The 11,435-nt window shown below is 72.2% G+C and carries 12 protein-coding genes; 4 read left to right on the forward strand and 8 right to left on the reverse strand.

Translation table 11 applies throughout. The features are described 5' to 3' along the window. Nucleotides 1-205: 205 nt before the first annotated feature. The 4 genes from ACXKZB_RS18490 to ACXKZB_RS18505 all read right to left on the reverse strand — a co-directional run bounded on the left by ACXKZB_RS18490 (nt 206) and on the right by ACXKZB_RS18505 (nt 3,223). Nucleotides 206-910, reverse strand: a complete 705-nt coding sequence (locus tag ACXKZB_RS18490; RefSeq protein WP_123311521.1) for a DinB family protein — start codon at nt 908-910, stop codon at nt 206-208. After that, the gene (locus ACXKZB_RS18495; RefSeq protein ID WP_488824127.1) at nt 907-1,518 is read right to left on the reverse strand and encodes a DUF6197 family protein; all 612 of its coding nucleotides are present in this window, start codon (nt 1,516-1,518) and stop codon (nt 907-909) included. Before ACXKZB_RS18495 ends, ACXKZB_RS18490 begins: the two co-directional genes overlap by 4 nt. Before the next feature lie 58 nt (nt 1,519-1,576). Further along, complete coding sequence (locus tag ACXKZB_RS18500; protein WP_488824128.1) at nt 1,577-2,455, reverse strand: aminoglycoside phosphotransferase family protein; 879 nt, start codon at nt 2,453-2,455, stop codon at nt 1,577-1,579. 117 nt (nt 2,456-2,572) lie between these two features. Next, nucleotides 2,573-3,223, reverse strand: coding sequence for a ScbR family autoregulator-binding transcription factor (locus tag ACXKZB_RS18505; protein WP_488824129.1), 651 nt, complete (start codon nt 3,221-3,223; stop codon nt 2,573-2,575). Nucleotides 3,224-3,297: 74 nt separating this feature from the next. Here ACXKZB_RS18505 and ACXKZB_RS18510 point away from each other — a divergent pair, with 74 nt between their 5' ends. Then, nucleotides 3,298-3,741, forward strand: coding sequence for a hypothetical protein (locus ACXKZB_RS18510; RefSeq protein ID WP_123311513.1), 444 nt, complete (start codon nt 3,298-3,300; stop codon nt 3,739-3,741). 6 nt (nt 3,742-3,747) lie between these two features. On the opposite strand, the gene ACXKZB_RS18515 is transcribed toward ACXKZB_RS18510, so the two are convergent. Both ACXKZB_RS18515 and ACXKZB_RS18520 read right to left on the reverse strand, forming a co-directional pair. Beyond that, a complete protein-coding gene (locus ACXKZB_RS18515; RefSeq protein ID WP_488824130.1) occupies nt 3,748-4,905 on the reverse strand; it encodes a PP2C family protein-serine/threonine phosphatase in 1,158 nt (385 codons plus the stop codon). Beyond that, nucleotides 4,902-5,678, reverse strand: coding sequence for a ThuA domain-containing protein (locus ACXKZB_RS18520; RefSeq protein WP_488824131.1), 777 nt, complete (start codon nt 5,676-5,678; stop codon nt 4,902-4,904). The genes ACXKZB_RS18515 and ACXKZB_RS18520 overlap by 4 nt, the downstream gene beginning before the upstream one ends. Nucleotides 5,679-5,728: 50 nt before the next feature. On the opposite strand from ACXKZB_RS18520, the gene ACXKZB_RS18525 reads away from it, so the two are divergent. Beyond that, entirely contained in the window at nt 5,729-6,181 is a 453-nt protein-coding gene (locus ACXKZB_RS18525; protein ID WP_488824132.1) for a DUF3817 domain-containing protein, read from the forward strand. Nucleotides 6,182-6,434: 253 nt separating this feature from the next. Here ACXKZB_RS18525 and ACXKZB_RS18530 read toward each other — a convergent pair whose 3' ends face one another. Further along, nucleotides 6,435-8,645, reverse strand: a complete 2,211-nt coding sequence (locus ACXKZB_RS18530; RefSeq protein WP_488824133.1) for an NADP-dependent isocitrate dehydrogenase — start codon at nt 8,643-8,645, stop codon at nt 6,435-6,437. Nucleotides 8,646-8,838: 193 nt separating this feature from the next. On the opposite strand from ACXKZB_RS18530, the gene ACXKZB_RS18535 reads away from it, so the two are divergent. Continuing rightward, a complete protein-coding gene (locus tag ACXKZB_RS18535) occupies nt 8,839-9,204 on the forward strand; it encodes a hypothetical protein (protein ID WP_488824134.1) in 366 nt (121 codons plus the stop codon). Nucleotides 9,205-9,231: 27 nt separating this feature from the next. Continuing rightward, the gene (locus tag ACXKZB_RS18540) at nt 9,232-10,923 is read left to right on the forward strand and encodes a cation:proton antiporter (protein WP_488824135.1); all 1,692 of its coding nucleotides are present in this window, start codon (nt 9,232-9,234) and stop codon (nt 10,921-10,923) included. Between the two features lie 15 nt (nt 10,924-10,938). Here the strand turns inward: ACXKZB_RS18540 and ACXKZB_RS18545 are convergent, their stop codons facing one another. Continuing rightward, nucleotides 10,939-11,433, reverse strand: a complete 495-nt coding sequence (locus ACXKZB_RS18545) for a hypothetical protein (RefSeq protein ID WP_123311502.1) — start codon at nt 11,431-11,433, stop codon at nt 10,939-10,941. Between the last annotated feature and the right edge of the window lie 2 nt (nt 11,434-11,435).

Here is an 11,435-nt window from a genome sequence, read left to right on the forward strand (position 1 = left end):
GTGGGCGCTCCCCTTCCGGTCGGCCGAACTGCCCACGGGTCGGGGCACAAGCTGCGCCAAAGCTACGCAGGCTCGGAGCGACCGCACGACGGGGAGCCGGCGAACAGATCGTTTCCTGTGCGGAGGACCTGTGGGAAAGCCCCGGTCACGAGCCGGTTCGACCGGCGAGCCTGAGAGAACGGTAACGATCGTGAGGCGGCATCGGCTACGTGGCCAGGCCCCGCAGTCCGGAGCGCTCGGCGATGTCGACGAGCTGCTCGCGCCAGAGGACCCACTCTTCCGGGCTCTTGTCGGCCAGGTTGCCGTCCCCGTCTCCCGCCAGTCCGTCGAGCATCTCGCGCACGATGTCGGCGTGCCCTGCGTGCCGGGCGGTCTCGTACGCCATGTGCACCAGGATCCGGTGGAGCGTGACCTCGCGGTGCTCCTCCGGCCACCACGGGACGGTGCCGCGGGCGTCCAGGTCGAGCGCCTCGATGGTCGCGTCGGCGTGTGCGGCACTGCGGTGGTGGAAGGCCACGACGTCGTCCAGGGTCTCGTCGAGCGACGCGTACATGTCGTCGCCGTCCTCCGAGTCGAGCCAGGCGGGCGCGTCCGGCAGCGGTCGGCCGAACACCTCGCCGAAGTAGCCGGCCTGCACCCCCGCGACGTGCTTCACCAGTCCGAGCACGTTCGTGCCGGTCGGGGTCACCGGCCAGCGAGCCTGCCGTTCGGCCAGGCCGTCGAGCTTGCCGAGGAGCGCGGCGCGGTGCTTCTGCAGGTACCGGTGCAGCGTCCGCTTCACCCCGGCGGCCGAGGCCAGGGGATCGGTGTCCGACGACGCGCCCTCGTCCGACAGGACCGCGTTCCCGCTGGACGCGAGACCGGCGGTCGTCGCAGGGTGGACCTCGGGGACGGCGTCGGTGCTGCTCATGCCCTCGATCGTGCCACCACGACGTCCTGCAGGCGTTCCGATTCCTGCACGGCCACGCGCTCCGCGGTGAGCAGCAGCCCGGCCACCTCGGCCGAGGTACGCGCGGGGGCGTCGTTCCAGCTCGTCAGGTCACGCACGCGGCCCATCCGGACGTCGGGCGCCGGGCACCACAGCACCGGCGCACCCTCGTCCACGGCGAGCGCGTGCCAGACGAGGTCGAGCGAGTGCTGGACCCGGGGCGAGTGCACGGCGTGCGGTCCGCCGGCGGCCGAGACGACGGCGCCGACCAGGCAGGCGGCGACGAGCGGCCGACCCTGCACGTCCATCGCGGCGGCGCTCGTGGCGTTCCGCGTCCGGCCGTGCTCGTCGAGGTACGCGAACCAGGCGTGCTGGATCCAGCCGCGTTCGACGACGCCGCGCGCCTCGGACAGCAGGTGCTCGAGCTCGCCGAGTTCCTGCAGCCGGGCCTCGACCCGTCGGACACGTGCGGCGGCGCGGCGCTCGGCGAGGCGGTCGAGGAACCCGCGCAGGCCGGTTCGGTCGGATCGGGTGGGAGCGGGAGAGGCGTCGGTGGCGACGTCGTGCTGGACGCGGAACTCGAGGGTCATGAGGGCCCCTCCGATCGGCTGTGCACGGATGGTGCGGTCACGATAGCCCCGCGGGGTCTCAGCCGTCCAGCACCGCGTCGATGCTGCGCCGGGCGACGCTCCGGAAGGCGCGTTCGTCGGACGACGCGAGCGCGGAGGCGAGCGCGATCGCCCAGCCGCGGGCGCGTCCCCAGGTGGCGTCCGGGGCGGCGACCAGCGTCCGGAACGTGTGGCGGGCCTCCCGGTCGAGCGTCAGCCAGGCGGTGGCGAGGTCGACGGCGGGGTCCCCCGAGGTCACGTCGCCGAAGTCGACGACCGCCGACAGGCGTTCGTCGCCGTCCGGGGTGCGGTCCACGAGCACGTTGAAGGGGTGCAGGTCGCCGTGCACCCAGACGGGAGGCCCGGTGTGCGTCGGCAGCGCCGCCGCGGTCCGCCAGGCCGCTGCCAGCTCCACGGCCCGGGGCACGTCCTGCGTGGCGAGTCGCGTCAGGACGGCGTCGCTGCGCGTCGCCAGCGGCACCGCACGGAACGGGTTCGTCGGTGCCTCGGCCGGAGCCGGCACGTGCAGCCGTCGCACGAACTCCGCGAGCGCCTCGGCGACCCGTACCCCGGCAGCACGCTCACCGACGGGCGCACCGGGGAGCCACGGGACGACGCTCCACGACCAGGGGTACCTGAGCGCAGGACGGCCCACGCGCACGGGGGCGGGCACAGGCGCGATCGGTGCGACGCGGACGGCGATCTCCGGCAGCCACCGCTGCTCGTGCTCGACCAGGCGTGCTGCGAGCTCCCGCCGCGGCAGGCGCACGGCGTACTCGTCGCCGAGCCGCACGATGACGTTGTCCCAGCCGTTGGCGACCACCACGAGCGGCAGGTCCGCCAGGTCGGGGTGCTGGTCGTGGAGCAGCGCCCGGACGAGCGGGACGTCGACGTCGACCTCTGCCGGTGGGGTGGGCACCGACCCAGGCTAGTGGGCCGCCGGACACATGCCCGCGAACGGGGGCGGGTACGGAAACCGGCCGCTGGGTATCCTCGGGAGGACGGTGACGTGGGTGTTTCCCTGGGGGGACCCGCGTCACTCCGGGGCGATGATCGCGACGAGTCGGGGGACCTCGGGTCGCAGGCGCTCCGTGACCAGCGCGGCGAGCAGCACCGTCCAGAGCTCCCGCAGGCGCTCGTACAGGTCCGTGCGGTCGGCGAGCACGTCCGACACCGTCTGCACGCCCGTGTAGGCAGGGATGACCACGCGACCCACCAGGTCCGGGTCCCACCGGGGGTCGACCTCGCCGGCGTCGATCGCCTGGCGGACCGTCTGCGCGATGACGGCCATCCAGTCGGTGTACGGGTCCTGCCGGGGGACGTCGCGCGTCGCGACCTCGGTCGACAGACGGATGCCGGCGCTCACGACGACCTCGGTCACCATCTGGGTCGCCAGTCCCTGCGACATCCACATGAGGGCCTCGAGCGGTGTCCTGCTCCGGGCGATCGCGGCCTCGCCGTACCGCCGCGAGACCTCGTGCTGCTGGGCGATCACGGCGCCGGCCAGGTCGGCCTTCGAGGCGAAGTGGAAGTAGAGCGCACCCTTGGTCAGACCGATCCGCTCGGCGACCCCGTCCATCGACGCACCGAGGTACCCACGGTCGTCGAACTCGGCGGCCGCGGCCCCGATGATCGCCGCGCGGGTCTCGAGCGCGCGCTCCTGCCGGGTACGTCCGTCCTGCGCCATCACCTCCCGATCGTAGTCCCGCTCCCGGGGCACGCACGGCCCGCGTCCGGGCGGGTGCCCTACGGTTGGCGGCCATGGACGGATGGCGGAACCCCGCGCGGTGGGCGCGGACCGGTCGGTGGCTGCTGCTGCCGATCGCGGTGCTCGACTGGGTGGCCCTCGCGCCGCAGACCATCGTCGTGGTCGCGTTCCTGATCGCCGTCGTCGGCCTGGCAGGCATGGCGGCCGCGCTCGTCGTGCACATGCTCGGGCGCTCCCGCGGGGCGATGGCCCTGCTCGGCGTCGTGCTGCTGCTCGGCGGGCTCGTGGTGTTCGGCCTCGACCCGTTCCCCGGTTCGTTCCCGCTCATCGACGCGTGGTGGCCCGAGTCGATCACGCAGCCGCAGGTGGTCGGCAGCGCCTACTGGCAGCTGGCCGGTCTCGGCATCGAGCTCGCCGGCTTCGGGCTGCTGGCCACGCTGCTCGTCGTCGCGCTCACCGGTGCACCGCGATCACGGCAGGACCGCTTCCGCTCCTGACGGCGTTCACCGTCGGCCGAGCACGACCAGCGTCACGTCGTCGGTGGCGCCGGTCGGCACCAGGGCGCGGACCCGTTCGACGACCGCCGCACCGGTCGGCTCCGCGGCGACGAGGGCGGCCAGGTCGTCCAGGTGCCGGAGCCCCTCGAGCGCCAGGACACCCTCGGTGCACACCGCCAGCCGATCGCCCGCCGCCAGGTCGAGCGTGGCGGGGGACCTCGGGACGGACTCCGGCTGCAGGCCGAGCGGCAGGTCGAGCGAGTGCAACGCACGGCTGCTGCCGTCGGCGCGGACGAGCACCGCGAGGCCGTGGCCCGCGTCCCCGAAGTCGACGTGCCCCGACGTCGGGTCGAGCCGCAGGTGGAAGAGCGAGCCGACGGCGTCCGCAGCGGACAGGTCGGCGGTGATCTGGGCCTCCAGACCGCCGATCGCGTCCGGCATGGCGGTCTCGGTCCGCGCGACCACGGCACCACGGACGGCCGAGGCGAGCAGGCCGGACGCGTGGCCGGCCGCCGCGACGCTGCCCACGGTGACGTGCAGCGCACCGTCGGCGGCGAGTCGCCAGTCGGCGACGTCCCCGCCGCCCTGCTGACGACGCAGCGCGAGCGTGTCCAGGTCGTGGCCGGGGACCTCGACGCGTTCGGGGACCAGGCTCTCGCGCACACGGCTGATCCGACCACGGTCGATCGCGTGGCCGAGTTCGCGCTCGGCCCAGCGCGCGAGGTCGCGGAGCAGGTCGAGGTCCGCGGCCGACATCTCGCGCGGGGTCGCGTCCATGATGCACAGCGTGCCGACCCGGGTGCCGTCGAGCATCGTCAACGGCGCCCCCGCGTAGAAGCGGATCCCGTGCTCCGCCACCGCCGCGGTGTGCGCGTACCGATCGTCGAGCGAGGCGTCGGGGATCACCATCGGCTCCGGGCTGAGCACCGTCGTGGCGCAGAACTGCTCGCTCGCGGGTACGCTCGAACCCTGGTGCCAGCCGAACGTCGACTGCGTCGTGACGACGTCACTGTGGACGAGGTTGAGGAAGGTCAGCGGCACGCCGAACGCCTCGTGGGTCATGCGGGTGATGCGGTCGAAACGCTCCTCGGGGCCTGCCCCCAAGACCTCGAGCGCCTCGATCACCGCGGTGCGCCGATCCGCACCGTCGAGATGGTTGGTCACACGCCCTGTCTACCCGCACCGTCCGACAGGAACCAGTCCCGAGGGTGCTGGTCGGCCGTCAACTCGCGTCGCCCGGACACCGGGGCCGCCCAGGAGGCCGCGTTCGACAACACCCGCTGGATGTCCGGGTGGTGGTAGACCGGGTACTCCTGGTCGCCGGGGGAGAAGTAGAAGACCTTCCCGAGACCACGGCGGTAGGCGACGCCGGACCGGAACACCTCGCCGCCGTCGAACGTCGACAGGAAGACCTCCTCGTCGGGGCGCGGGATGTCGAAGAACTCGCCGTACATCTCCTGCCGGTCGATCACGATCGGGTGCGGGACCCCGGCGGCGATCGGGTGCTCCGGCGCGATCGTCCAGACGAGCTCGCGTTCGCCGTCGTTCCGCCACTTCAGCGAGCAGGTGGTGCCCATCAGGCGCTTGAACGGCTTCGAGTAGTGCCCGGAGTGCAGCACCACCAGGCCCATGCCGGCGTGCACGGCGTCGACGACCAGGTCGACGACGGCGTCGCTGACCTCGTCGTGGGCGGCGTGGCCCCACCAGAACAGGACGTCGGTCGTGGCCAGGCGTTCGGCGGTGATGCCGTGGTCGGGCTCCTGCAGCGTGGCGGTGCTCACGGTGGCGTCGGGGTGGTGCTCGCGGAGCGCTGCGGCGATCACGGTGTGCATGCCGTCGGGGTAGTGCCCGATGACCGTCGCGTCACCGCGGGTCTCGTGCACGTTCTCGTTCCAGACGACGATGTTCAGGGGACGGGATTCGGTCGGCACTGACATGGCTCCACGCTAGCGGGTCTCCTCCAGGGGCGGTCCGCGACGATGTGGGCATGACTCCCCGCTCCCTGTTCCGCGCCGCCGCGGTTGCCGAACTCGTGACCTGGACCATGCTCATCGCCGGGATGGTGCTCAAGTACGGCCTGGACGCCGGCGACTGGGGCGTCCGGATCGGCGGCGGCGTGCACGGCTTCGTGTTCCTGGCCTACCTGGTGGTGACGACCGTCGTCGCGGTCAACCAGCGCTGGTCGGCCGGTGCGCTCCTGCTCGGCTGGGCGAGTGCCGTCGTGCCGTACGCCACGGTGCCGTTCGAGGTCGCGGTGGCCCGGCGCGGCATGCTCGAGGGCTCGTGGCGCCGCTCGCCGGACGCACACTCGGGTTCCTGGGACCGCCTGCTGTTCTTCGTGGTGCGTCGTCCGGTGGTCGCGGTCGGCATCGGGGTGGTGGCGGTCGCCCTGGTGTTCGTGGTGCTGCTCGCCGCGGGGCCGCCCGTGCCGCGCTCCTGAGTCGCCGTTCTGGCTCCGGCCGCCGCGAGGCCGGCCCCCTCGAGGTCGGCCTCCGCGAGGTTCCACAACACGCCGCGCAGGTTCGCCGAGGTTCCGGAAACGAGCCGTGCGCGACGCGACATGCCGAGATTTCGGAACCTCGGGGGCGGGTGACGGGGTGACGGGGGCGACGAGCGGGGGTGGGCGCGCGTGACGACGGACGGGAGGCCCGGTGCCAGCTGGCACCGGGCCTCCCGTCCGTCAAGTGGTGCTCCTAGAGCGCGGCGAGCGTCGCGTTCAACGTGGCGGACGGGCGCATGACCGCACTCGTCTTGGCGTCGTCGGGGCGGTAGTAGCCGCCGATGTCGGCCGGGTGGCCCTGCACGCCGTTCAGCTCCTCGACGATCTGCTGCTCCTGGGCATCGAGCTTCCCCGCGATCTCGGCGAACGCCGCCGCGAGCTCGGTGTCCTGCGTCTGCGCCGCGAGCTCCTCCGCCCAGTACTTGGCCAGGTAGAAGTGGCTGCCGCGGTTGTCGATCGAGCCGAGCTTGCGGCCCGGGGACTTGTCCTGCTCGAGGAAGGTCCCGGTGGCGCGGTCGAGCGTCTCACCGAGGATCTTCGCCCGCTCGTTGCCCGTCACACCGGCGAGGTGCTCGAGGCTGACCGCCAGCGCGAGGAACTCGCCGAGGCTGTCCCAGCGCAGGTAGTTCTGCTGCACGAGCTGCTGGACGTGCTTCGGGGCCGAACCGCCGGCGCCGGTCTCGAACAGTCCGCCACCACCGAGCAGCGGGACGACGGAGAGCATCTTCGCCGAGGTACCGAGCTCCATGATCGGGAACAGGTCGGTCAGGTAGTCGCGAAGGACGTTGCCCGTCACCGAGATGGTGTCCTCGCCGCGGCGGATGCGCTCGAGCGAGAAGCGCATGGCGTCCTCCGGCGACAGGATCTCGATCTGCAGGCCATCGGTGTCGAGCTCGCCCAGGTACCGGCGGACCAGACCGATCAGGTTCGCGTCGTGCGCACGGGTCTCGTCGAGCCAGAACACGGCCGGGGTCTCCGAGGCGCGGGCACGGGTGACGGCGAGCTTGACCCAGTCGCGGATGGCGACGTCCTTGGTCTGGCAGGCGCGCCAGATGTCGCCGGGCTCGACGTCGTGCTCGATGACGACGTCGCCGGCGGCGTTCGTCACGCGGACGACGCCCGCTCCGGGGACCTCGAAGGTCTTGTCGTGCGAGCCGTACTCCTCGGCCTTCAGCGCCATCAGCCCGACGTTCGGGACGGAGCCCATCGTCGCCGGGTCGAAGGCGCCGTTGACGCGGCAGTCGTCGATCACGGTCTGGTAGATGCCGGCGTAGCTCGAGTCCGGGATCACGGCGAGGGTGTCGTGCTCGTCGCCGTCCGGGCCCCACATGTGGCCGGAGGTGCGGATCATCGCGGGCATCGAGGCGTCCACGATGACGTCGCTCGGGACGTGCAGGTTCGTGATGCCCTTGTCCGAGTCGACCATCGCGAGCTCGGGGCCGGCGGAGATGCCGTCGGTGAAGGCCTGCTTGATCTCCGCGCCGTTCGGCAGGGCGTCGAGGCCCGCGAGGATCGAGCCGAGGCCGTCGTTCGGGGTGAGTCCGGCAGCCGCCAGGTCGGCCCCGAAGCGCTCGAACACCGACGGGAAGAACGCCTTGATGACGTGGCCGAAGATGATCGGGTCGGAGACCTTCATCATCGTGGCCTTGAGGTGGACGGAGAACAGGACGTCCTCGGCGGCGGCGCGCTGGATCTGCTCCCGCAGGAAGGTCTCGAGCGCGGCGACGTGCAGCACGGTGCCGTCGACGACCTCGCCCTGCACGACGGGGATCGACTGCTTGAGGACCTGGGTCTCGCCACCCTCGGCGACGAACGTGATCGTCAGGACGTCGTCGGCGGGGGCGATCCAGGACTTCTCGTTCGACCGGAAGTCGTCGACGCCCATGGTGACGACGTTCGTCTTCGAGTCACGCGACCAGGCGCCCATGCGGTGCGGGTGCTTCCGGGCGTAGTTCTTGACCGACAGGGGCGCGCGGCGGTCCGAGTTGCCCTCGCGCAGCACGGGGTTGACGGCGCTGCCCTGGACGCGGCCGTAGCGGGCGCGGGCGTCGCGCTCCTCGTCCGTCTTCGGCTCGTCGGGGTAGTCCGGCAGGTCGTAGCCCTGCGACTGCAGTTCCTTGATCGCGACCTTGAGCTGCGGGATCGACGCCGAGATGTTCGGCAGCTTGATGATGTTCGCCTCGGGGGTCTTCGCGAGCTCGCCGAGCTCGGCCAGGGCGTCGTCCACGCGCTGCTCGTCGGTGAGCCGCTCGGGGAACTGGGCGATGATCCGGCCGGCGAGCGAGATGTCGCGCGTCTCGACGTCGACACCAGCGGTGCCGGCGAAGGCCTGGATGACCGGGAGGAAGGAGTGGGTTGCGAGGAACGGCGCCTCGTCCGTGAGGGTGTAGATGATCTTGGCCATGCTGGCGGGTACTCCCTTGTTCGACCGTCGGTACGTCCACGGTACTCGTGGCGCAGGATGTCTCGACATCAAGATACATGGTGCGGCCCGCGTCCGGCAGGTGCTCGGCAGACGCCCTGGAGGCGCACCGGCGCTACATAGGAACGCCCGGTGGACTGGTCTTCCGCAGTTCCCGAGCCGCAGGAGGGTGACCATGTCGACGACGCGTCAGACGCCGGAGGATTTCGGGTGGACCGCGGAGGACCTGCGCTCCGCCTACGCCTCGGACGGCAGTGGCCCGTACCGGTACGCCCCGGACGGCAGTGGGCCCTTCTCGTACGACGTCGACGGGTCCGGTCCGTGGCTCGTCGGCCCGGAGCCCCGGCGCGGGCCGGCACGGTTCGCCCCGCGCGACCGGAGCGGACGCGGGCGACTCCGCCGGATCGGGACCGCCTGCACCGCCGGGGCCCTCGCGCTCGTGCTCGCCGTCGGCAGCGTCGCGGTCATCGCGCACACCGCCCCTCCACACCCCTCGGTCCAGGCGAGTGTTCTCCACAGCGGTGAGCCCGACAGGACCTGATCGCGCGGACGGTGCCACGCTGGACCGGTGACCGAACTCCTCGTGGTCGGCGTCATCGCCGTCATCGCCATCGCGGGCGCTGCCGTGCTCGGGCCCCGCATCGGGGTCGCGGCGCCGCTCGTACTCGTCGTCGTGGGGATCGTCGCGAGCCTGCTGCCGTTCGTCCCGGACGCCGAGATCGAACCGGAGTGGATCCTGGCGGGGGTCCTACCACCGCTGTTGTACTCGTCAGCGGTGTCGATGCCGTCGATGAACTTCCGGCGCGAGTTCGGCGCCATCAGCGGCCTGTCGGTGCTGCTCGTCATCGCGTCGAGCCTGGTGCTCGGCCTGTTCTTCGCCTGGGTGGTGCCGGACCTCGGGTTCTGGTGGGGGATCGCCCTCGGGGCGATCGTCAGTCCCACCGACGCCGTCGCCACCTCGATCGTCAAGCAGACCTCGGTGTCGCGCCGGGCGATCTCGATCCTCGACGGCGAATCGCTGCTCAACGACGCGACCGCGCTCGTGCTCCTGCGCACGGCGATCTTCACCGCGGGTGCATCGTTCTCGTTCTGGGGCGCGCTCGGCGACTTCGCGAAGGCCGTCGCCATCGCCGTGGCCATCGGCTGGTTCGTCGGCTGGTTGAACGTCTTCGTCCGCGCCCGCGTGCCGAGTGCCGCGGTGAACACGGCGCTGTCCTTCGCGGTGCCGTTCGTCGCTGCCCTGCCGACCGAGCACTTCGGCGGGTCCGGGCTCGTGGCCGCGGTCGTCGCGGGTCTGTTCACCGGCATCGTCGGGCCGCGCAAACTCCCGCCGGGGCACCGACTGTCGGACGCGCAGAACTGGCAGACCATCGAGCTCGTGCTCGAGGGCGCGGTGTTCCTGACGATGGGGCTCGAACTCGCGTCGATCCTCGGCGACGTCCATCGGGAGCACGCGGGCATCGCTCCGGCGCTGCTGATCGCCGTCGGCGCCCTCGTGCTCACCGTGCTCGTCCGTGCGGCGTACGTCGTGCCGCTGCTGCTGGCGCTGTCGGCGAGCGCCAAGCGCGGCGAGCGGATGCAGGAGCGCTTCGCCGAGATGCACGCCGGCGACCGCGACGCGATGAGCGAGGTGATCCGCGAGCACCGGCCCGGCAACCGCGCGCCCTCGGAACGAGAGCTCGACCGGTTCACGACGCGCGTCCGCCGCACCCTGGCGGACATCGCGTACTACACGAAGGCACCGCTGGGCTGGCGGGAGGGCACCGCCGTGGTCTGGGCGGGCATGCGTGGAGCGGTGACCGTCGCCGCTGCGCAGACCCTGCCCGAGGGCACGCCGCAGCGATCGCTCCTGGTCTTCATCGCGTTCGCGGTCGCCCTGTTGTCGCTCGTGGTCCAGGGCGGCACGATCGGCCCGCTGCTCCGGCGGATCGCGGCACCGGCACCGGACAGCGCCGCGAAGGACACCGAGGAACGCCGGCGACTGCTCGACCTCATGCGCGGTGCTGCCGAACAGGTCCCGGTGACGCGTGGACAGCCGCCGGCGACGAACGAGGAGCTCCGGGCCGCCGACCCGGCCGAACTCCGGGCGTGGATGGGCCGCGAGAAGGCCCGACGGCTCGCGGTGCTCGAGGCGCAGCGCGCGGCGATCCTCGATGCCCGCGACGACGGCACGTTCGACGCCGAGGTGCTCGAGTCGATGCTGCAGAACCTCGACGCCGAGCAGATCGCCCTCGAGCTCCGCGGGGCACCTGCCCGCTGACGGCTGTCGCGCCGGTCAGGTGCCGATCGAGACGCGGAACACCCGCACGCCGGCGGCCCGGAGTGCTGCGAGCCCGAGCCGCATCCGCATGCTGCGGAACGGCCGCTCGAACCCCGACGGTGCCGATGCCGCGTCGATCTGGTGCAGCACCTCGGAGGTCAGGGTGCGCTCGACCTTGGGCGCCAGCCGCGTCAGACCCGAGACCGTCACGACGATCCGGACGGCGTGCGGCACGAGCAGTGGGTCGATGAGCTCGGCGGCCTCCTGCGCACGGTGGAACGCGGGGTCGTCACCGGGGCGTCGGATCGCGATGACCGCGAGTTCGGCGTCCCAGGTCTCCTCCGGGTCCGGCAGGTCGTCCACCCCGATGACCCGCATGCGGGCGGCGTCGATGCCCGCGCGCACCGCGGCGGCGCGGAGCACGGGCAGGAGCTCCTGGGTGCCGGCGAGCACGACGTCGGCGGTGCCGAGGTCGACCTGCGCGGGCCGCTCTCGCGGCGATCGGGCCATGG

It is taken from the genome of Curtobacterium sp. ABR8 (assembly GCF_057812125.1).